Origin of the sequence: Pseudomonas sp. KK4, assembly GCF_001984065.1 — a bacterium.
Lineage (GTDB): Bacteria > Pseudomonadota > Gammaproteobacteria > Pseudomonadales > Pseudomonadaceae > Aquipseudomonas.
In genome coordinates this window covers 15,386-36,989 of the sequence record NZ_LYVP01000039.1, presented here as the reverse complement: position 1 = coordinate 36,989, position 21,604 = coordinate 15,386, and the positions used below count along the sequence as shown (strand labels likewise).

The window sequence follows — 21,604 nt, the reverse complement described above, 5'->3', positions numbered from 1 at the left end:
AGATGGCATTGAAATCCCCCGCGTTTCGTAAAAAATTTCCGTTGTTGGTAACCGGCAGTCTGCTGGCCTTGCAACCCCTAGCCACTTCCTTCGTGGTCGCTGCGGAACAGTATGACTGCTCCGTGTCGGCTACGGGTGCCTGGGACTGTTCGCCAAAGACGCCGGCGGCTGCATTGCCTCCGCGTCCCGTGCATGACGGCAGCGCAGTCAGCGCCGCTGGCGAAGCGGCGGCACAGGACGGCACCACTGCAGACACCGGCCCCAAGCCAGTACTCGTGACCGAAGCCAAGGGCCGCGGCCTGAAGTCTCGTAGCGAAGACTACAGTCACCTCGACTGGGTTCCACGCGAACAGCTCACTGCCGCACAGCTTGCCGAAACCGGTCCTTACTGCTCTGGTTCCTATATCGAACCGATTCGTCCTGGCATGAATGACAAGACGAATAAAAGTGACGCGCCAACCTTTGTCGGCGCGAAAGCCTCGCGCTACAAGCAGGATGAGCAAGTCGCCAGCCTGGCCGGTGACGTGGTCTTGCGCCAGGGCAGCATGCAGGTCGAAGCCGACGAAGCCAACCTTTACCAGGCCGAGAGCCGTGGCGAACTGGCCGGCAACGTGCGCATCCGCGACAACGGCGCGCTGATCGTCGGCGACCACGCCGATGTGCAGCTCGATACCGGTGAAGCCAAGGTCGACAACGCCGAATACGTGATGCACAAATCCCGCATCCGCGGTAGCGCGCTGTACGCCAAACGTGCCGAGAACGCGATCATTCGCCTCAAGGACGGCACGTACACCACGTGCGAGCCGAACAGCAACGCCTGGCAGCTCAAGGGCAACAACATCACCTTGAACCCGGCCACCGGTTTCGGTACCGCGACCAACGTGACCCTGCGGGTCAAGGACATTCCGGTCCTGTACACGCCGTACATCTATTTCCCGATCGACGACCGTCGTCAATCCGGCTTCCTGCCGCCGACCATCGGCACCGGCAGCGATACCGGCTTCCTGCTCGTTACGCCTTACTATTTCAACCTGGCGCCGAACTACGACGCCACGTTGTATCCGCGCTATATGAGCGATCGCGGCCTGTTGATGGAAGGCGAGTTCCGCTACCTGACCAAGTCGAGCGAAGGTCAGTTCGGTGCCGCGTACCTGAACGACGAGAACGACGACCGCAAGCTGCAGAGCGACTACGATAAAACCCGCTACATGTACAACTGGCAGCACAAGGGTGGTCTCGATTCGCGCGTACTCACGCAGGTCGACTACACCAAGATCAGCGATCCTTATTACTTCCAGGATCTGCAGACTGACCAGATTGGCGTGAAGAGCGACGACTACGTGAACCAGCAGGGTTCCGTGACCTATCGTGGCGACAGTTACACCGCTCGTGTGAACGCCCAGGCTTATCAGCTGGCGACCGTGTCGAACATTACGCCGTATGACCGTTTGCCGCAGATCACCTTCAATGGCGCTCTTCCGGATCATCCGGGTGGTCTGAATTTCACTTATGACACTGAGCTTGTGCGGTTTGATCGCGACCTGAAAACCGGCAACTACAGCGATGAGGACGGCAATCTGTCTCCACGCCTGGATACCAACGTCCAGGGTCTAGCTCGTGCCAACGGTGATCGCCTGAACCTTGCACCAGCGATGAGCCTGCCGATGCAGGCGTCTTATGGCTACATCACTCCGAAGCTCAAGTATCAGTACACGCAGTACCAACTTGATCTGGACAGTATTGGTAAGAGCCAGGTCGCTGCGCAAACCGCCGAACAGAACCGCCTCAACGGCACCTTCGACAGCAACCAAAATCGCGGCGTGCCGATTGCCAGCGTCGACAGCGGGCTGTATTTCGACCGCAACACCCAATGGTTCGGCAAAAACTATCGCCAGACCCTTGAGCCGCGTCTGTTCTACCTCTACGTGCCAGAGAAGGACCAGGAAGACATTCCTGTATTCGATACCAGCGAATACACCTTCAACTACGCGTCTCTGTTCCGTGACAACCGCTTCTCCGGCTCCGACCGTGTCGGCGACGAGAACAAGCTGTCGCTGGGCGTCACCAGCCGCTGGATCGAAGACAATGGCTTCGAGCGTCAACGCGTCAGCGTCGGCCAGGCGTATTACTTCAAGGACCGCAAAGTCCAACTGCCAGGCATCGATGCTCGCACCCGCGAAGACTCGCAATCGAGCGTCTCGCCGTACGCACTGGAATACGAATACCGCTGGAACCGCGATTGGCGCACCACCGCCGATTACAACTGGGACCCGGACAGCCGCAGCCCTCGCTCGGGCAGCGCGATGTTCCACTACCAGCCTGAAGACAACCCGAACAAGGTCATCAACGCCGGTTATCGCTATCGCAATGACCAGGTTCGTTACGACCAGAACAGCGGTACATGGTCGGTGGGTGGCGGTGACTACGGCGTTCCGGGCCAGCCTGGCTACGTGAAGGACTACTACAAGATCGAACAGCACGACTTCTCGGTCATCTGGCCGGTCGTGCCGCAATGGAACGCCATCAGCCGCTGGCAGTATGACTACAACCGCAACCGTACCCTGGAAGCCTTCGGTGGCTTCGAATACGACAACTGCTGCTGGAAACTGCGCCTGATCAACCGTTACTGGGTTTCCTATGACGAATTCAGCCAGGAAGCACCGCAAAACGAAAAAGGCGACCATGGCGTCTTCCTCCAAATTGTTCTGAAGGGACTCGGCGGCCTCACCGGCTCCAAAGTAGAGAGTTTCCTCGACAAAGGCATTCAAGGTTATCGTGAACGTGAAGACCAAGCTTTCTGATTGTCTGCGCCCGCTGATGCTGGGCGCGCTGTTCCTGACGACTGCGGCCAGCGCCGCAGTACAGTCCATCGATAAAGTGGTGGCCATCGTCGACAACGACGTGGTCATGCAGAGTCAACTGGACCAACGGGTACATGAAGTTCAGCAAACCATCGCCAAACGCGGGCAGGCCGTACCGCCAGCCAGCGTGCTGGAACAGCAGGTGCTTGAGCGCCTGATCGTCGAAAACCTGCAACTGCAGATCGGCGAGCGCTCCGGTATCCGCATCACCGACGAAGAACTGAACCAGGCTGTCGGCACCATCGCCCAGCGCAACAACATGACAGTGGATCAATTCCGCGCCGCCCTGACTCACGATGGCCTGTCCTACGACGACGCCCGTGACCAGATTCGTCGCGAAATGGTCATCAGCCGTGTGCGTCAGCGCCGTGTGGCCGAACGCATCCAGGTGTCCGAGCAGGAAGTGAAGAACTTCCTGGCGTCCGACCTGGGCAAGATGCAGTTGTCCGAAGAGTTTCGCCTGTCCAACATCCTGATTCCTACGCCGGAAAGCGCCAACTCCGACGCGATTCAGGCGGCGGCGAAGCAGGCTGACGCGGTTTACCAGCAACTCAAGCAAGGTGCTGACTTCGGTCAGTTGGCCATCGCCAAATCCGCAAGCGAAACTGCGCTGGAAGGCGGCGACATGGGCTGGCGTAAAGCCGCGCAACTGCCACCTCCGTTCGATCGCCTGCTGAGCACCATGACTGTGGGCGACATCACCCAGCCAATGCGCACGCCTGGCGGCTTCATCATTCTGAAAATCACCGACAAGCGTGGCGGCGAAGCTCAGGTGCGTGACGAAGTGCATGTGCGCCACATCCTGGTCAAACCAAGCCCGATCCGTGACGAAGCGAAAACCAAGGCACTGGCCGAATCGCTCTACGCCCGCATCGAAGCCGGTGAAGACTTCGGCGACCTGGCAAAGAGCTTCTCGGAAGACCCGGGCTCAGCGCTTAACGGCGGTGATCTGAACTGGATCGACCCGAACGCACTGGTTCCGGAATTCCGCGAAGTGATGGCCAAGACCCCACAAGGCAAGCTGTCCAAGCCGTTCCAGACCCAATACGGCTGGCACGTCCTGGAAGTGCTTGGCCGTCGCGCCACCGACAGCACCAACCAGGCCCGCGAACAGCAAGCCATGACCGTACTGCGCAACCGCAAATACGACGAAGAGCTGCAAACCTGGCTGCGTCAGATCCGTGACGAAGCGTACGTAGAAATCAAACTCCCTGGCGCCGACCAGGCAGCGCAGTGAAACCCAAACGTTTCGCGCTGACACCCGGCGAACCGGCGGGCATAGGTCCAGACCTGTGCCTGCTGCTCGCCTCGCAAGCCCAGCCATACCCCCTGATTGCCATTACCAGCCGCGACCTGCTCATTGAGCGGGCCGCGCAACTGGGCGTGGCCGTCGACCTGCTGCCGGTCAACCCGGATAACTGGCCGGACGTACCCGCCCCTGCCAACAGCCTGTATGTCTGGGATACGCCACTGAACGCCAGGGTCGTTGCCGGGCAACTGGACAAGGCCAATGCGGCCTTCGTTCTGGAAACGCTGACCCGCGCCGGCCAGGGCTGCCTGGACGGGCATTTTGCCGGGATGATCACCGCCCCCGTGCACAAGGGCGTGATCAATGAGTCAGGAATCGCCTTTTCCGGACACACGGAGTTTCTGGCCGACCTGACCCATACCGCGCAGGTCGTGATGATGCTCGCCACCCGCGGTTTGCGCGTAGCACTGGTCACCACCCACCTGCCCCTGCGCGAGATTGCCGATGCGATCACGCCGCAGCGTCTGGAGCGGGTCACGCGAATCCTGCATACCGATCTGCAAGAAAAATTCGGCATTGCCCAGCCACGCATCCTGGTCTGCGGGCTCAACCCCCATGCCGGTGAAGGCGGACACCTGGGCCATGAAGAAATCGACATTATCGAACCTACATTAGAGCGCCTGCGCGGCGAAGGCATGGACCTGCGCGGTCCCTTGCCCGCCGACACGCTGTTTACCCCCAAATATCTGGAGCACTGCGACGCAGTGCTGGCGATGTACCACGACCAGGGCCTGCCTGTGCTGAAATACAAAGGCTTCGGCGCGGCAGTCAACGTGACCCTCGGCTTGCCGATCATCCGCACTTCGGTCGACCACGGCACCGCCCTGGACCTGGCCGGCAGTGGCAGGATCGACACCGGCAGCCTGCAAGTCGCCCTGGAAACCGCCTACCAGATGGCCGAGACCCGTTTATGACCGAGCAATACCAACACAAGGCGCGCAAACGCTTTGGCCAGAACTTCCTGCACGATGCCGGCGTTATCGATCGCATCCTGCGCTCCATCCATGCAAAAGCCGAAGACCGCCTGCTGGAAATCGGCCCGGGCCAGGGCGCACTCACCCAGGGCCTGCTCAGCAGCGGCGCCCAACTTGATGTGGTGGAGTTGGACAAGGACCTGATCCCGATCCTCAACCAGCAGTTTGCAGGCAAGAGCAACTTCAACCTGCATCAGGGCGATGCGCTGAAGTTCGATTTCAACAGCCTGAACGCCGCCCCTGGCAGCCTGCGGGTGGTGGGCAACCTGCCCTACAACATCTCTACACCGCTGATTTTCCACCTGCTGCACAACTCCCACCTGATTCGCGACATGCACTTCATGCTGCAAAAGGAAGTGGTCGAGCGTCTGGCGGCAGGCCCTGGTGGCGGTGATTGGGGCCGTTTGTCGATCATGGTTCAGTACCACTGCCGGGTCGAACATCTGTTCAACGTCGGCCCTGGCGCGTTCAACCCGCCGCCGAAAGTGGACTCGGCCATCGTGCGCCTGGTGCCTCACGCCGTGCTGCCGCACCCGGCCAAGGACCATCGCCTGCTGGAGCGCGTCGTGCGCGAAGCCTTCAACCAGCGCCGCAAGACCCTGCGCAACACCCTCAAGCTGCTGCTGAGCAACGCTGAAATCGAAGCCGCCGGCGTCGACGGCAGCCTGCGTCCCGAGCAACTCGACCTGGCCGCCTTCGTGCGCCTGGCGGACAAGCTCAGCGAACAGAAGCCCGCAGACATCTGACAGCGCTCAAGCGTTATCGGGTAGGACACCAGCGCCCATGTCTGGTTTACTACCCGATACTTGGCCTAGACTGATCTGCATCAGCTACGCCCCGCGTCCCGCTTCGTTTTTAAGGCCTCTTGCATGTCCGATCCTCGTTATCAGGTCGACGTCAGCGTCGTCACCCGCTATCTGGCAGAACAATCGCAACCCGATCAAGACCGCTTTGCCTTCGCCTACACCATCACCGTGCAGAACAATGGCCTGATACCGGCCAAACTGCTGTCACGGCACTGGGTCATCACCGACGGCGACGGGCATGTCGAAGAGGTTCGCGGTGCGGGCGTTGTCGGCCAGCAGCCGCTGATCGAGGCCGGCGAGAGCCACACCTACAGCAGCGGCACGGTGATGACCACCAAGGTCGGCACCATGCAGGGCAGCTATCAGATGATTGCCGACGACGGTAAGCACTTCGACGCCATCATCGCGCCATTCCGCCTGGCGGTGCCCGGAGCCCTGCACTGATGGCAACCTACGCGGTCGGTGATCTGCAGGGCTGCCTTGAAGCGCTGCAATGCCTGCTCAAGCAAGTCGCGTTCGATCCACAGCGCGATCGTCTCTGGCTGGTGGGCGACCTGGTCAACCGTGGTCCACAGTCGCTGCAAACCCTGCGCTTCCTCTATAGCATCCGGGAATCGCTGGTGTGCGTGCTGGGCAACCACGACCTGCACCTGCTGGCCGCCGGGCAGAACATCGAACGCCTGAAGAAAACCGACACCCTGCGCGAAATCATCGAAGCACCTGATTGCGCGGAGCTGCTGGACTGGCTGCGTCAGCAAAAGCTGATGCATTACGACGAACAACGTCATGTGGCGCTGGTCCATGCTGGCATCCCGCCCCAGTGGTCGCTGCGCAAGGCCTTGAAGTGCGCCGCCGAAGTCGAGACTGCCCTGCGCGATGACAACCTGTTTCCTGCTTACCTGGATGGCATGTACGGCAATGACCCGGCGAAATGGGACAGTGACCTCAAGGGCGTGACCCGCCTGCGGGTGATCACCAACTATTTCACCCGGATGCGTTTCTGTACGGCCGAAGGCAAGCTCGACCTCAAGAGCAAGGAAGGTCTGGACAGCGCGCCGCCGGGCTACAAGCCCTGGTTCCAACACAAGGATCGCAAAACCAAGGATCTGAAGATCATCTTTGGCCACTGGGCGGCCCTGGAGGGCAAAGTCCTCGAGCCAGGTATCTCGGCCCTCGACACGGGCTGTGTCTGGGGCGGTGCCCTGACCCTGATGAACGTCGACAGCGGTCAGCGCCTGTCCTGCAAATGCGATGAGCACGGCCACGCCGCCAAACCACCAGTCGCCCCACTCATTCCCGAACCATCGTCAGCCAGCGCCCCGCGCTAGACTGCGCTTTCAGCCGAGCCACAGGAGCCCGCCATGAGCGAATTCAAACGTATTCCCCCGGAACAGGCACAAGCCCTGCGCGAACAAGGCGCAGTGGTCGTCGACGTCCGCGACCCGGCCACCTATGCCGCCCTGCACATCAGCGGCTCAAAGCATCTGGACAATCATTCGATCTCCGACTTCATCCGCGCCGCCGACCTGGACGCCCCGACGGTGGTGGTCTGCTACCACGGCAACTCCAGCCAGAGCGCGGCCGCCTACCTGATCAGCCAGGGCTTCTCCGACGTCTACAGCATGGATGGTGGTTTCGAACTGTGGCGTACGACTTTTCCTTCAGAAACAGCGCAAGGCACTTCTGAATAATTTTTTTGTAACGCGCAAGCCCCCGGCTTGCGCGGGTTCGCGCGGTGGCAGACGAACGGTCACCCGCACTTAATTGTGTATCTCTCCTTTACCTCGCGAATTCCCAACTATCCTTAAGCGCAGGCCATCCAAAACAGGGGAGAGCCGGTACACCGGCGCGCGGATCATCGGGAGTAGCTTTTGCAGTTGTCAGCTGCGAAGGGTTTCTGGGGGGTAAACAGCGACTGCCTGTTCGGTTGCTGCCAGCATCGACTGAATGATCCGGCGTCGGCTCCACGTATCGAGCGAGGTGACGTCATGAGTATCTTTAGCCACTTCCAACAACGTTTCGAGTCCACACGCCAGGAAGAACTCTCGCTGCAAGAGTATCTGGAACTGTGCAAACAGGACCGTAGCGCCTACGTTTCCGCCGCCGAGCGTCTGCTCCTGGCCATCGGTGAACCGGAGCTGCTCGACACCTCGACCAACTCGAGGCTGTCGCGAATCTTCTCCAACAAGGTGATCCGTCGTTATCCGGCCTTTGAAGACTTCCACGGGATGGAAGAGTGCATCGACCAGATCGTGTCGTATTTCCGCCACGCCGCTCAGGGCCTGGAAGAGAAGAAACAAATCCTCTACCTGCTCGGCCCCGTCGGTGGCGGTAAATCGTCCCTGGCCGAAAAGCTCAAACAACTGATCGAGAAGGTGCCCTTCTACGCGATCAAGGGCTCGCCGGTTTTCGAATCACCTCTGGGCTTGTTCAACGCCACTGAAGATGGCGCCATCCTCGAGGAAGACTTCGGCATTCCACGGCGCTACCTCAACACCATCATGTCGCCCTGGGCGACCAAGCGCCTGGCCGAGTTCGGTGGTGACATCAGCCAGTTCCGCGTGGTGAAACTCTACCCGTCGATCCTCAACCAGATCGCGGTGGCCAAAACCGAGCCGGGCGATGAAAACAACCAGGACATCTCGGCACTGGTGGGCAAGGTCGATATTCGCAAGCTGGAGGAATACCCACAAAACGACGCCGACGCCTACAGCTACTCGGGCGCTCTGTGCCGGGCCAACCAGGGCCTGATGGAATTCGTCGAAATGTTCAAGGCGCCGATCAAGGTGCTGCACCCATTGCTGACCGCCACTCAGGAAGGCAACTACAACAGCACCGAAGGCCTGGGGGCGATTCCGTTTACCGGGATCCTGCTGGCCCACTCCAACGAATCGGAATGGCACACCTTCCGTAACAACAAAAACAACGAAGCCTTCATCGACCGGATCTACATCGTCAAAGTGCCGTATTGCCTGCGGGTAAGCGACGAGGTGAAGATCTACGACAAGCTGCTGTTCAACAGCTCGCTGGCCAAGGCCCATTGCGCGCCCGACACCTTGAAGATGCTGGCCCAGTTCACTGTGCTCTCTCGCCTCAAAGAGCCGGAAAACTCCAACATCTACTCGAAAATGCGGGTGTATGACGGCGAAAACCTCAAGGACACCGATCCGAAGGCCAAGTCGATCCAGGAATACCGCGACAACGCCGGTGTCGACGAAGGCATGAACGGTCTGTCGACGCGCTTCGCGTTCAAGATCCTGTCCAAAGTCTTCAACTTCGATCCGCACGAAATCGCCGCCAACCCGGTACACCTGCTCTACGTGCTCGAACAACAGATCGAACAGGAACAATTCCAGGCTGAAACCCGCGAACGCTACCTGCGCTTCCTCAAGGAATACCTGGCGCCGCGCTATATCGAATTCATCGGCAAGGAGATCCAGACCGCCTACCTCGAGTCTTACAGCGAATACGGCCAGAACATCTTCGATCGTTACGTGCTGTACGCCGACTTCTGGATTCAGGACCAGGAATACCGCGATCCGGAAACCGGCGAAATCCTCAATCGCGTGGCCTTGAACGAGGAACTGGAAAAAATCGAAAAACCGGCCGGCATCAGCAATCCGAAGGATTTCCGCAACGAAATCGTCAACTTCGTACTGCGCGCCCGCGCCAACAACAACGGCAAGAACCCGACCTGGCTCAGCTACGAAAAACTGCGGGTGGTCATCGAGAAGAAAATGTTCTCCAACACCGAGGACCTGCTGCCGGTCATCAGCTTCAATGCCAAGGCCAGCAAAGAAGACCAACAGAAACACAACGACTTCGTTACGCGAATGGTTGAGCGGGGCTACACCGACAAACAGGTACGGCTTCTGTCCGAATGGTACCTACGGGTCCGTAAGTCGCAGTGAAGCAGCGGCAAGCTTCTAGCTGAAAGCTGCAAGTGCAAGGCGCTTGAATCCCGTATTCGGGACTTGATGACGCGTTCGCTTGCAGCTTGAGGCTTACGACTTGAAGCTCCCCGGAGGGGCCTATGAGCTATGTGATCGACCGACGTCTCAATGGCAAGAACAAGAGCACGGTGAACCGTCAGCGGTTTCTGCGGCGTTACCGTGACCACATCAAAAAGGCAGTCGAGGAGGCGGTCAGCCGGCGCTCCATCACGGACATGGAACACGGCGAGCAAATCAGCATTCCCGGTCGCGACATCGATGAACCGGTACTTCACCACGGCCGCGGGGGCAAGCAGACGGTGGTGCACCCGGGCAACAAGGAATTCACCAGCGGCGAGCACATTGCCCGGCCGCCGGGAGGTGGCGGTGGTCGAGGCCCCGGCAAGGCCGGTAATTCGGGTGAAGGGATGGACGAGTTCGTCTTCCAGATCACCCAGGAAGAATTCCTCGAGTTCATGTTCGAGGATCTTGAGCTGCCGAACCTGGTCAAGCGCAACCTGACCGGTACCGATACGTTCAAGACCGTGCGCGCCGGGATCAGCAACGAAGGCAACCCGTCGCGGATCAACATCATCCGTACCCTGCGTTCAGCCCATGCCCGGCGCATTGCCCTGTCGGGCAGCAGCCGCGCCAAACTGCGCGAGGCAAAAGAGGAACTTCTGCGACTGAAGCAGGAAGAACCGGACAACTTCGGCGATATTCAGGAACTGGAAGCGGAGATTGAAAAACTCAGCGCGCGCATACACCGCGTACCGTTTCTCGACACCTTTGACCTCAAGTACAACCTGCTCATCAAGCAGCCCAACCCCAGCTCCAAGGCGGTGATGTTCTGCCTGATGGACGTGTCCGGCTCCATGACTCAGGCGACCAAGGACATCGCCAAGCGCTTCTTCATCCTGCTGTACCTGTTTCTCAAGCGTAACTACGACAAGATCGACGTCGTGTTCATCCGCCACCACACCAGTGCCCGTGAGGTGGACGAAGAGGAGTTTTTCTATTCCCGGGAAACCGGCGGCACCATCGTATCCAGCGCCCTGAAACTGATGCAGGAGATCATGGCCGAGCGCTACCCGGCCAACGAGTGGAACATCTACGCCGCCCAGGCTTCCGACGGCGACAACTGGAACGATGACTCGCCGATCTGCCGCGACATCCTGATCAATCAGATCATGCCGTTCGTGCAGTACTACACTTACGTCGAGATCACCCCACGCGAACACCAGGCCCTGTGGTTCGAATACGAGCGCATTGCCGAAGCCTTCTCTGACACTTTTGCCCAGCAACAACTGGTCTCGGCCGGCGATATCTACCCGGTCTTCCGTGAACTCTTCCAGCGCAGGTTAGTGACATGACCGCCAAAGAGCAGAAGCGCCAACCCATTTCCACCGGCTCCGAGTGGACGTTCGAGCTGATCCAGGCCTACGACCGTGAAATCAGTCGTATCGCGGCTCGCTACGCCCTCGATACCTACCCTAACCAGATCGAAGTCATCACCGCTGAGCAGATGATGGACGCCTATGCGTCCGTGGGCATGCCGCTGGGTTATCACCACTGGTCCTACGGCAAGCATTTCCTCAGCACGGAAAAATCCTACTCCCGCGGCCAGATGGGGCTGGCCTACGAAATCGTCATCAACTCAGACCCATGCATTGCCTACCTGATGGAGGAAAACACCATCTGCATGCAGGCGCTTGTGGTGGCGCATGCCTGCTATGGGCACAACAGTTTCTTCAAGGGAAACTACCTGTTCCGCACCTGGACCGATGCCAGCTCGATCATTGATTACCTGGTGTTCGCCAAGCAGTACATCATGCAGTGTGAAGAGCGCCACGGCATCGACGCGGTAGAGGATCTGCTGGACTCCTGCCACGCCCTGATGAACTACGGCGTCGACCGCTACAAACGGCCGTATCCGATTTCCGCCGAAGAAGAACGCCGTCGGCAAAAGGATCGGGAAGAACACCTGCAGAAACAGATCAATGACCTCTGGCGCACCATTCCCAAAGGCGCGGACAAGTACAGCGAGCGGGACAACGCACGCTTTCCTGCTGAACCCCAGGAAAACATCCTTTACTTCATCGAAAAACACGCCCCCCTGCTCGAACCTTGGCAGCGGGAAATCGTGCGGATCGTGCGCAAGATCGCCCAGTATTTTTATCCACAACGCCAGACTCAGGTGATGAACGAGGGTTGGGCCACGTTCTGGCACTACACCCTGATGAATGATTTGTACGACGAGGGCCTGGTCACCGACGGCTTCATGATGGAGTTCCTGACCTCCCACACCAGCGTGGTGTTCCAGCCCGGTTTTGACAGCCCTTACTACAGCGGCATCAACCCCTACGCCCTGGGTTTTGCCATGTACCGCGACATCCGCCGCATGTGTGAAGAGCCGACCGAGGAAGATCGCCGCTGGTTCCCCGACATTGCCGGCACCGACTGGCTGGCGGCCATCAAGTTCGCCATGAGCAGCTTCAAGGATGAAAGCTTCATCCTGCAGTACCTGTCACCGAAAGTGATCCGCGACCTGAAGCTGTTCAGCATCCTCGACGACGACCAGAAGGACGACCTGCTGGTCCCGGCGATTCACGACGAGGGCGGCTATCGGATCATCCGTGAAACCCTGGCTGCCCAGTACAACCTGGGCAATCGCGAACCCAATGTGCAGATCTACAGCATCGACCGTCGGGGCGACCGTTCCCTGACCCTGCGCCATCAGCAACACGACCGCAAACCGTTGGGCGAGTCCACCGAGGAAGTGCTCAAACACTTGCACCGCTTGTGGGGCTTCGATATTCACCTGGAGACCCTGCAAGGGGATCAGGTGATGAAAACCCATCATGTTCCGCCCAGAAGCGAACACAGTGAAGGCGACTACGGTCGGCTGGACCTGGCCGTCATTCATCTTTGATCCCTTTTGTGCCTCCGAAAGCTCGATGCAACGGTTATCCTGTCGAGCTAACGGAGGTTTTTTATGCGGATCTATAAAGTCGGCGGTGCGGTACGTGATCGTCTGCTGGGCATACCGGTCACCGACATCGACCGGGTCGTTGTCGGCGCCACTACCGAAGAAATGCTTGCCAAGGGTTTTCGCCCGGTCGGTGCGGACTTCCCGGTTTTTCTCCACCCCAAAACCGGTGAGGAGTACGCCCTGGCGCGGACCGAACGCAAGAGCGGGCGCGGTTATGGCGGCTTTACCTTTCACGCCAGCCCTGAAGTGACCCTCGAAGAGGACCTGATTCGCCGCGACCTGACGATCAACGCCATGGCCGAGGACGATCAACAGAACCTGACCGACCCCTACCACGGCCAGCGCGATCTGAAAGCGCGCCTCTTGCGTCACGTTTCCCCCGCGTTTGCCGAAGATCCGCTCAGGGTTTTGCGCGTTGCACGTTTTGCCGCCCGGTATGCCGAGATTGGGTTTACCGTGGCTCCGGAAACCCTAGAGCTGATGCGCCAACTCAGTGAATCAGGAGAACTGGAGGCCCTGACAGCGGAACGCAGCTGGAAAGAAATATCCCGCGCCTTGATGGAAAACCAGCCACAGGTATTCGTCGAGGTGCTGCGTGCCTGCGGCGCGCTCAAGGTGCTGATGCCAGAAATCGATGCGCTGTTCGGGGTGCCGCAACCCGAAGCACATCACCCGGAAATCGACACCGGCGCCCACACCCTCAGCGTGCTGGAACAGGCCGCGCGCCATCAGCAACCGCTGACGGTACGCTGGGCCTGCCTGCTGCATGACCTGGGCAAAGGGCTGACACCGGAAGAGGAATGGCCGCGGCACATTGCCCATGAGTTCAAGGGGCTAAAGCTGATCAAAGCGGTCAACGAACGCTTCAAGGCGCCCAGGGATTGTCAGGAACTGGCACTGCTGGTGGGCGAGTATCACACCCATGGTCACCGCGCCCTGGAGTTGAAACCCTCGACCTTGCTGGAGCTGCTGCAAAGCTTCGACGTTTATCGCCGGCCGCAACGGTTCGAGGAGTTTATCGCCGCTTGCGAGATGGATGCCCGTGGGCGCAAAGGGTTGGAAGACAGACATTATCCACAGGCGGATTATCTGCGCGGCGCGGCGACGGCAGCCCGTGGCGTGGCGGTTCAGCCGCTGCTGGAGAAGGGGTTCAAGGGGCCGGCGCTGGGCGAGGCGATCAAGCGCGAGCGGCTCAAGGCATTGAAGGCTTACAAAGAAGCGGCGTCAGCCTGAAAAGCTTCGCGGGCAAGCCTCGCTCCTACAGGGATCGTGTCTATCTGTAGGAGCGAGGCTAGCCCGCGATGGCGTCATGACTGGCGCAACAAATCGGCAGGCGTCAACTGATTCCCCCGCCACTGAAACGCTACTGGCGCCAACTCCTGATCGATCTGCGCTTCACGCCACAACGCCGCAAAGCTTTTGCCTACGCCTGGATGCACCCGATCCGGTGCAATCAGCGACAACGGCCACAACACAAAGGCATTTTTCAGGATCTCGGCCCGCGGCAGGATCAAACCATCGAAATTGCCCACCAGATCGCCAAACAGCAGCACGTCGATGTCCAGCGGCAAACCCTTGCGGTCCGGCGCATAGCGGCCATTGTCCGCCTCGATGAATTTCAGCCGGCGGTCCAGCTCCATCAGTGGCAGGTCAGTGTAGGCCGACACCACGAAATTGAAGAATGGCCCGCTCTTGATCCCCACTGGCTGGCTTTCGAAGACCGGCGAGCAGTGGATATCCACCAGGAAACCGGCCAGCGCGTCGAGGCCGGCCTGCAAGTGGGCTTCGCGCTCGATATTGCTACCGAGCCCCAGATACACCTGAGTCAGCGACATCCGCGCTCGATCTCCACGCCCACGCCACCGATGGCGGCAGGAACAGCACCGGGCTTGGTCAGCTTGAGGCGCATCCAGGTGATCTTGAACTCGCTCATCAGCACTTCAACCAGACGCTCGGCAAAGGTCTCGACCAGCTGATACTGGGAATGCTCGGCAAAGGCCTGGATGCGCGACGAAACACTGGCGTAATCGAGCGCCAGGCTCAGGTCGTCGCCGGCCGCTGCCGGACGATTATCCCAGGCGAAACTCAGGTCCAGGCGCAAGCACTGTCGGATGCCTCGCTCCCAGTCGTAGGCACCGATCACGGTGTCGACTTCCAGGCCCTCGATAAACACTCTGTCCAAGCACTTTTCTCCGCTACACGACAAGGGCGCATTGCGCCGTTAGAATCAGGGCGTCCTCGCCCGGAATAGTTAGCATGTTTTGGTTATTGGCGATCCTCGCCTACCTGCTCGGCTCTCTGTCCTTCGCCATTTTGCTCAGCCGCCTGACGGGCAATCCCGACCCGCGAATGAGTGGCTCGGGCAATGCCGGCGCCACCAACATGCTGCGCCTGGCCGGCAAGAAGCTCGCCGTCCTGACCTTGCTGGGCGACCTCTGCAAAGGTTTGCTGCCCGTACTGATTGCCGCCATTGCCGGCCTTTCGCTGCAGGATCAGGCCTGGATCGGCGTGTGTGCCGTCATCGGTCACCTGTTCCCACTGTATTTTCGCTTTCGCGGCGGCAAGGGTGTCGCCACCGCTGCCGGAATGTTGCTGGGTCTGTATCCGCCAGCGGCCCTGCTGGCGGTCTGCACCTGGATGCTGACCTTCTATCTGACCCGCACCAGCTCACTGGCCGCACTGATCGCCACACCGCTGACCCTGCCACTGCTGGCCTGGCAGGCGCCAGCGGCGCTGTTGCCCATGAGCGCGCTCACCGGGCTTATCGTGTGGCGCCATCGCGGCAATCTACGCGACCTGTTCGCCGGGCGCGAACGGCATTTTTAGAGGCCGGATACGAGGCCAATCATCACAACGCCGACAACTGCTCCATTGGCCAACGCGCCTGCACGCTGATCGCCAGGCTTTCCTGCTGACCGGCCTGCAGGCGCTGGCAGCCGGCGAATGCGATCATGGCGCCGTTATCGGTGCAGAACTGTGGACGGGCATAAAAAACATCGCCCTTCATCTCGCCGAGCATTTTCTCGAGCGAAGTGCGCAACGCTTTGTTAGCGCTCACGCCGCCGGCGATCACCAGACGTTTCATGCCAGCGGCCTTGAGGGCACGCTTGCACTTGATGGTCAAAGTCTCCACCACGGCCTGCTGGAACGCCAGCGCGATGTCGCAACGGGCTTGTTCGCTGTCGTCCCCGGCGCTGACACACTGTTGCCAAGTGTTCAACGCGAAGGTTTTCAGGCCGCTGAAGCTGAAATCCAGACCCGGGCGGTCGCACATCGGGCGCGGGAAGACGAAACGTCCTGCAACGCCCTGCTCTGCCAGGCGAGCGATTTCCGGACCGCCCGGGTAATTGAGGCCCATCATTTTCGCGGTCTTGTCGAACGCCTCGCCGGCCGCGTCATCGAGACTCTCGCCCATGAGCGTGTACTGGCCGATCCCGTCGACCTGTACCAGCTGTGTATGCCCACCCGAGACCAACAAAGCGACGAACGGAAATTCCGGTGGTTGCGCTTCCAGCATGGGGGCCAGCAAGTGCCCTTCCATGTGATGTACGCCCAGCGCCGGAATACCCCAGGCAAAGGCCAGTGCCTGAGCGCAGGAAGCGCCGACCAAAAGCGCCCCGACAAGGCCGGGGCCGGCGGTAAAGGCGATGGCGTCGATCTCGGTCGGCACACAGCCGGCCTCGGCCAACACCTGACGAATCAAGGGCAGCATGCGCTTGACGTGATCGCGCGAGGCCAGTTCTGGCACCACGCCACCATAGGCACGGTGCAGGTCGATCTGGCTGAACAGTGCGTCGGCCAGCAGACCGCGCTCACTGTCGTACAATGCGACACCGGTTTCGTCGCAGGAGGTTTCTAATCCCAGTACTAGCATGGGTTTGCGCCTTGTTTAGGCTGAATTCGAAGGCGCGCATAATAGTCGCCGCGGGATGCCCCGACCAGCGGTTTTCGATCAGAGGCTTTGCATTCCGAGCGATGAGGGGTTAACATCCGCAACCCTTAAAAACCGACGTCTTCAAGTGCTCTTTTGCCGCGAGGATGTTGACCCCGGTAATGAATGAAGGTAGCTCTGGATGCCAGCCGTCAAAGTAAAAGAGAACGAACCCTTCGACGTAGCTCTGCGTCGTTTCAAGCGCTCCTGCGAAAAAGCCGGTGTACTGGCTGAAGTTCGTAGCCGCGAATTTTACGAGAAGCCAACTTCTGAGCGTAAGCGCAAGGCAGCAGCTGCTGTTAAGCGTCACGCCAAGAAAGTTCAGCGCGAACAGCGCCGCGCCGTTCGTCTGTACTAATACACAGACGATCGTAGCAAGCTTCTGCCAAGCCCGGCCCTCAGCCGGGCTTATGGCATTTGCGTAAAACGCTTGATGCTTCACTGTCGACGCCGCAGATGCGACCGAGACGAACTGCTTCACCACGTCAGACCTGGCTCTTTTGCCAGCGGTGCACGTCTTTTCTGACGAGCCTTTCAAGGCTACTGACGAGCACACCCACTGATTCCTCTCACGACGATCAGCCCAAGGCACCGCTTGCGTGCAAAATGATGAGCTATCCGAGACCCTCGATGGGTCGCAGCCGGATTCAGCGCAACACTTTCATACAGTCGAATACTGATCGCGTTAATGTCAGTGAAATTTCGGCAGATACACTTCCCGATAGCGATTACGCAGACAACACTGGTCGAGCCGCAAGACGTGCGCGCCTCAACAACGACCCGCGTTCGGCCGCCCTTCGTTACGGGCCTCCTTCAGCGCAGACGACGAGAACGCCATGGCCGGGCTGATTCCCCAGAGCTTCATTGACGACCTTCTGAACCGTACCGACATCGTCGACGTGGTCAGCTCGCGCCTGCAACTGAAAAAAGCCGGCAAGAACCACACCGCCTGCTGCCCATTCCACAAAGAAAAAACCCCGTCTTTCAGCGTCAGCCCCGACAAACAGTTCTACTACTGCTTTGGCTGCGGCGCTGGCGGCAACGCCCTCGGCTTCATCATGGACCACGACAACCTGGACTTTCCCCAGGCTGTCGAAGAACTGGCCAAAGCCGCCGGCATGGAAATACCCCGCGAAGAAAGCGGCCGCTCGCACAAACCCCGGCAGCCGACCGATTCGCCGTTGTACCCGCTACTCACCGCCGCCGCCGACTTTTATCGCCAGGCCTTGAAAAGCCACCCGGCGCGCAAGGCCGCAGTGGACTACCTGAAAGGGCGCGGGCTGACCGGTGAGATCGCCCGGGACTTCGGCCTCGGCTTTGCACCGCCGGGCTGGGACAACCTGTTCAAGCACTTGAGCAGCGATACTCTGCAGCAAAAAGCCATGATCGATGCCGGCCTGCTGATCGAAAACGCCGAGACGGGCAAGCGCTATGATCGCTTCCGCGATCGTGTGATGTTTCCGATCCGCGACAGCCGCGGGCGCATCATCGCTTTTGGCGGCCGGGTATTGGGGGACGACAAGCCTAAATACCTGAACTCTCCCGAGACTCCGGTATTTCATAAAGGCCAGGAACTGTACGGCCTGTACGAGGCGCGCAAGAACAACCGCAACCTCGACGAAATCATCGTCGTCGAGGGCTACATGGACGTTATCGCCCTGGCCCAGCAAGGCTTGCGCAATGCTGTCGCGACCCTTGGTACCGCCACCAGCGAAGAACACATGAAACGACTGTTTCGCGTCGTGCCCAGCGTGCTGTTCTGCTTCGACGGCGACCAGGCCGGCCGCAACGCCGCCTGGCGGGCGCTGGAGGCGACACTGTCGAGCCTGCAGGATGGTCGCCGCGCACGCTTTCTGTTCCTCCCCGAAGGCGAAGACCCGGACACCCTGATCCGCTCCGAAGGCACCGACGCCTTCCGCGCACGCATCAACCAGCATGCACAACCGCTGGCGGATTATTTCTTCCAGCAACTGACAGAAGAAGCCGATCCGCGCTCCCTCGAAGGCAAGGCCCACATGGCCACCCTCGCCGCGCCGTTGATCGACAAAGTACCGGGCGCCAACCTGCGCACCCTGATGCGCCACCGCCTGCTGGAGATCACAGGCCTGAGCGGAGAAGCGGTCAGCCAGTTGGTCCACAGCGCGCCCCAGGATGCGCCGCCGGTCTATGACCCGGGCATGGATTACGACGCCATGCCGGACTACGCCGACTTCCACCAGCCCCAGGAAGCCTATGCGCCGCAGCAGGAATGGACGCCAAAGAAACCCGGCGCCGGCGGCAAGAAATGGGACAAGAAACCCTGGAGCAAAAACGGCAAGCGCGGCGATCGCGATGAATCTTATGCCCCGCGCACGCCAGTCGCCGTAGAAGCGCCGACGCTGATTGCGTTGCGCACGCTCATCCACTACCCGCAACTGGCGGGCAAGGTCGAGAGTGCGGATCACTTTGCCAACGAGAGCAACACCTACGCTCAGGTACTGATTGCCCTGATCGAGGCGGTGCAGAAAAATCCTAAGCTAAACTCTATTCAGTTGATGGCCCGCTGGCACGGCACCGAGCAAGGCCGCCTGCTGCGGGCACTCGCAGAGAAGGAGTGGTTAATTGCTGGAGACAACCTTGAACAGCAGTTTTTAGACACCATTACTAGGTTATCGGCGGGCCAGCACACGCAAACCCTCGACGAACTCATCAAGAAAGCACGGCAGCCGGGATTGACGGCTGAAGAGCAAACCCAGATAGCGAAACAGATGCGCGACCTCTTAAAACAGAATGTTTCCGCATCAAACCCGACCTCAACTGGCGCGTGAGGTCATAGCTCAGGTATAATCCTCGGCTTGTTTTTTGCCCGCCAAGACCTTCAGTGGATAGGGTGTTATGTCCGGAAAAGCGCAACAGCAGTCTCGTATTATTGAGTTGATCAAACTGGGTCGTGAGCAGAAGTATCTGACTTACGCCGAGGTCAACGACCACCTGCCCGAGGATATTTCAGATCCAGAGCAGGTGGAAGACATCATCCGCATGATCAACGACATGGGGATCCCCGTACACGAGAGTGCTCCGGATGCGGACGCCCTTATGTTGGCCGACGCCGATACCGACGAGGCCGCTGCGGAAGAAGCCGCCGCCGCGTTGGCTGCGGTGGAAACCGATATCGGTCGCACCACTGACCCGGTGCGCATGTACATGCGCGAAATGGGTACGGTAGAGCTTCTGACCCGTGAAGGCGAAATCGAAATCGCCAAGCGTATCGAAGAAGGCATCCGTGAAGTGATGAGCGCAATCGCGCACTTCCCTGGCACGGTCGACCACATTCTCTCCGAGTACACCCGCGTCACCACCGAAGGTGGCCGCCTGTCCGACGTCCTGAGCGGTTATATCGACCCGGACGACGGCATTGCGCCGCCTGCGGCAGAAGTGCCACCGCCGATCGACGCGAAGGCCGCCAAAGCGGACGACGACTCCGACGACGAAGACGCCGAAGCCTCGGATGACGAAGAAGAAGCCGAAAGCGGTCCGGATCCGATCATCGCCGCACAGCGCTTCGGTGCTGTGGCCGATCAGATGGAAATCACCCGCAAGGCCCTGAAAAAGCACGGTCGTCACAACAAGGCGGCGATTGCCGAACTGTTGGCCCTGGCCGAGCTGTTCATGCCGATCAAACTGGTGCCGAAGCAATTCGAAGGCCTGGTCGAGCGTGTTCGCAGTGCCCTGGACCGCCTGCGTCAGCAAGAACGCGCCATCATGCAATTGTGCGTTCGTGACGCACGCATGCCGCGTGCCGATTTCCTGCGCCAGTTCCCGGGCAATGAAATCGACGAAAGCTGGACCGACGCCCTGGCCAAAGGCAAAAGCAAATACGCTGAAGCCATCGGCCGTGTGCAACCGGACATCATTCGTTGCCAGCAGAAGCTGACCGCGCTGGAAGCCGAAACTGGCTTGACCATCGCGGAGATCAAGGACATCAACCGTCGCATGTCGATCGGTGAGGCCAAGGCCCGCCGCGCGAAGAAAGAGATGGTGGAAGCGAACTTGCGTCTGGTGATCTCCATCGCCAAGAAGTACACCAACCGTGGCCTGCAATTCCTCGACCTGATCCAGGAAGGCAACATCGGTCTGATGAAAGCGGTAGACAAGTTCGAATACCGTCGCGGCTACAAATTCTCGACTTATGCCACCTGGTGGATCCGTCAGGCGATCACTCGCTCGATCGCCGACCAGGCTCGCACCATCCGTATTCCGGTGCACATGATCGAGACGATCAACAAGCTCAACCGCATTTCCCGCCAGATGTTGCAGGAAATGGGTCGCGAACCGACTCCGGAAGAGCTGGGCGAACGCATGGAAATGCCTGAGGACAAGATCCGCAAGGTATTGAAGATCGCTAAAGAGCCGATCTCCATGGAAACCCCGATCGGTGATGACGAAGACTCCCATCTGGGTGACTTCATCGAAGACTCGACCATGCAGTCGCCAATCGATGTCGCCACCGTTGAGAGCCTTAAGGAAGCGACTCGCGAAGTGCTGTCCGGCCTCACTGCCCGTGAAGCCAAGGTACTGCGCATGCGCTTCGGTATCGACATGAATACCGACCACACCCTCGAGGAGGTTGGTAAGCAGTTCGACGTGACCCGTGAGCGGATTCGTCAGATCGAAGCCAAGGCACTGCGCAAGCTGCGCCACCCGACGAGAAGCGAGCATCTGCGCTCCTTCCTCGACGAGTGATCAAACAAACCCCCGGCCCAGGCCGGGGGTTTTGTTTTACGAAGATTAAATCCCCCGCACCACCCCTCCCGCTGATT

18 protein-coding genes are annotated in these 21,604 nt (G+C 59.6%); 15 read left to right on the top strand and 3 right to left on the bottom strand.

Features of this window, described 5'->3' with window-relative positions:
• Positions 1-2: 2 nt before the first annotated feature.
• The 11 genes from B0W55_RS15110 (at position 3) to B0W55_RS15060 (ending at position 14,107) form a co-directional block, all read left to right on the top strand.
• Positions 3-2,801, top strand: coding sequence for an LPS-assembly protein LptD (locus B0W55_RS15110; RefSeq protein ID WP_077046776.1), 2,799 nt, complete (start codon positions 3-5; stop codon positions 2,799-2,801).
• Complete coding sequence (gene surA, locus B0W55_RS15105) at positions 2,776-4,098, top strand: peptidylprolyl isomerase SurA (RefSeq protein WP_175645513.1); 1,323 nt, start codon at positions 2,776-2,778, stop codon at positions 4,096-4,098. The genes B0W55_RS15110 and surA overlap by 26 nt, the downstream gene beginning before the upstream one ends.
• Positions 4,095-5,084 (top strand): 4-hydroxythreonine-4-phosphate dehydrogenase PdxA, encoded by a 990-nt coding sequence (gene pdxA, locus B0W55_RS15100; RefSeq protein ID WP_077046774.1) that lies wholly within the window; start codon positions 4,095-4,097, stop codon positions 5,082-5,084. The genes surA and pdxA overlap by 4 nt, the downstream gene beginning before the upstream one ends.
• A complete protein-coding gene (gene rsmA, locus B0W55_RS15095) occupies positions 5,081-5,890 on the top strand; it encodes a 16S rRNA (adenine(1518)-N(6)/adenine(1519)-N(6))-dimethyltransferase RsmA (RefSeq protein WP_077046773.1) in 810 nt (269 codons plus the stop codon). Before pdxA ends, rsmA begins: the two co-directional genes overlap by 4 nt.
• A gap of 123 nt (positions 5,891-6,013) precedes the next feature.
• Positions 6,014-6,394 (top strand): Co2+/Mg2+ efflux protein ApaG, encoded by a 381-nt coding sequence (apaG, locus tag B0W55_RS15090; protein WP_077046772.1) that lies wholly within the window; start codon positions 6,014-6,016, stop codon positions 6,392-6,394.
• Positions 6,394-7,278, top strand: a complete 885-nt coding sequence (locus B0W55_RS15085; RefSeq protein WP_077046771.1) for a symmetrical bis(5'-nucleosyl)-tetraphosphatase — start codon at positions 6,394-6,396, stop codon at positions 7,276-7,278. The genes apaG and B0W55_RS15085 overlap by 1 nt, the downstream gene beginning before the upstream one ends.
• A 33-nt stretch (positions 7,279-7,311) precedes the next feature.
• A complete protein-coding gene (gene glpE / locus B0W55_RS15080; RefSeq protein WP_077046770.1) occupies positions 7,312-7,641 on the top strand; it encodes a thiosulfate sulfurtransferase GlpE in 330 nt (109 codons plus the stop codon).
• A gap of 297 nt (positions 7,642-7,938) precedes the next feature.
• The gene (locus B0W55_RS15075; RefSeq protein ID WP_028621509.1) at positions 7,939-9,861 is read left to right on the top strand and encodes a PrkA family serine protein kinase; all 1,923 of its coding nucleotides are present in this window, start codon (positions 7,939-7,941) and stop codon (positions 9,859-9,861) included.
• Between the two features lie 122 nt (positions 9,862-9,983).
• Positions 9,984-11,255, top strand: a complete 1,272-nt coding sequence (locus B0W55_RS15070) for a YeaH/YhbH family protein (protein WP_008061553.1) — start codon at positions 9,984-9,986, stop codon at positions 11,253-11,255.
• Positions 11,252-12,814, top strand: a complete 1,563-nt coding sequence (locus tag B0W55_RS15065; RefSeq protein WP_077046769.1) for a SpoVR family protein — start codon at positions 11,252-11,254, stop codon at positions 12,812-12,814. The genes B0W55_RS15070 and B0W55_RS15065 overlap by 4 nt, the downstream gene beginning before the upstream one ends.
• Before the next feature lie 63 nt (positions 12,815-12,877).
• Complete coding sequence (locus B0W55_RS15060) at positions 12,878-14,107, top strand: multifunctional CCA addition/repair protein (protein WP_077046768.1); 1,230 nt, start codon at positions 12,878-12,880, stop codon at positions 14,105-14,107.
• A gap of 74 nt (positions 14,108-14,181) precedes the next feature.
• Here the strand turns inward: B0W55_RS15060 and folK are convergent, their stop codons facing one another.
• Positions 14,182-14,709 (bottom strand): 2-amino-4-hydroxy-6-hydroxymethyldihydropteridine diphosphokinase, encoded by a 528-nt coding sequence (folK, locus tag B0W55_RS15055; protein WP_077046767.1) that lies wholly within the window; start codon positions 14,707-14,709, stop codon positions 14,182-14,184.
• Positions 14,700-15,056, bottom strand: a complete 357-nt coding sequence (folB, locus tag B0W55_RS15050; RefSeq protein WP_077046766.1) for a dihydroneopterin aldolase — start codon at positions 15,054-15,056, stop codon at positions 14,700-14,702. The genes folK and folB overlap by 10 nt, the downstream gene beginning before the upstream one ends.
• Before the next feature lie 74 nt (positions 15,057-15,130).
• Here folB and plsY point away from each other — a divergent pair, with 74 nt between their 5' ends.
• A complete protein-coding gene (plsY, locus tag B0W55_RS15045) occupies positions 15,131-15,700 on the top strand; it encodes a glycerol-3-phosphate 1-O-acyltransferase PlsY (RefSeq protein ID WP_077046765.1) in 570 nt (189 codons plus the stop codon).
• A 22-nt stretch (positions 15,701-15,722) separates the two neighbouring features.
• Here plsY and tsaD read toward each other — a convergent pair whose 3' ends face one another.
• On the bottom strand, positions 15,723-16,748 hold the full coding sequence (gene tsaD, locus B0W55_RS15040) for a tRNA (adenosine(37)-N6)-threonylcarbamoyltransferase complex transferase subunit TsaD (RefSeq protein WP_077046764.1): 1,026 nt from the start codon (positions 16,746-16,748) through the stop codon (positions 15,723-15,725).
• Positions 16,749-16,947: 199 nt separating this feature from the next.
• On the opposite strand from tsaD, the gene rpsU reads away from it, so the two are divergent.
• The 3 genes from rpsU to rpoD all read left to right on the top strand — a co-directional run bounded on the left by rpsU (position 16,948) and on the right by rpoD (position 21,527).
• Complete coding sequence (rpsU, locus tag B0W55_RS15035; protein WP_002551877.1) at positions 16,948-17,163, top strand: 30S ribosomal protein S21; 216 nt, start codon at positions 16,948-16,950, stop codon at positions 17,161-17,163.
• A gap of 478 nt (positions 17,164-17,641) precedes the next feature.
• On the top strand, positions 17,642-19,612 hold the full coding sequence (gene dnaG, locus B0W55_RS15030; protein ID WP_077046763.1) for a DNA primase: 1,971 nt from the start codon (positions 17,642-17,644) through the stop codon (positions 19,610-19,612).
• 67 nt (positions 19,613-19,679) lie between these two features.
• Complete coding sequence (gene rpoD, locus B0W55_RS15025) at positions 19,680-21,527, top strand: RNA polymerase sigma factor RpoD (protein ID WP_077046762.1); 1,848 nt, start codon at positions 19,680-19,682, stop codon at positions 21,525-21,527.
• Positions 21,528-21,604 lie beyond the last annotated feature (77 nt).